Genomic DNA, 257 nt, shown 5'->3' with positions numbered 1-257 from the left:
CGCTAATAACGGCGCCCAGGAATACTCCAAGGAGTGGGGCTTTACCGTTGATTCCCAGGGCAGCGCCAACGCGGCGGTTGCAGACCAGGTAAATGTAATCAACAACGCAATTGCCAGCGGCGTGGATGTAATCTGTGTATCTTCCGTGGATGCCACCGGACTGGATTCAGCCCTGACAGAGGCCAAGGATGCAGGCGTAACCGTTGTTACATGGGATTCAGACGTTTCCGATACGGCCCGTACCCTGATGGTAAGCC

At 55.6% G+C, this 257-nt stretch carries 1 protein-coding gene; it reads left to right on the top strand.

What is annotated here, in order from left to right:
- On the top strand, positions 1-257 hold a 257-nt coding region (locus LK536_RS58855), incomplete at both ends, for a substrate-binding domain-containing protein (protein ID WP_506092341.1).

Source organism: Clostridium pacaense (assembly GCF_020709765.2).
Classification (GTDB): domain Bacteria; phylum Bacillota; class Clostridia; order Lachnospirales; family Lachnospiraceae; genus Enterocloster; species Enterocloster hominis.
This window is presented reverse-complemented; position numbering and strand designations above follow the sequence as displayed.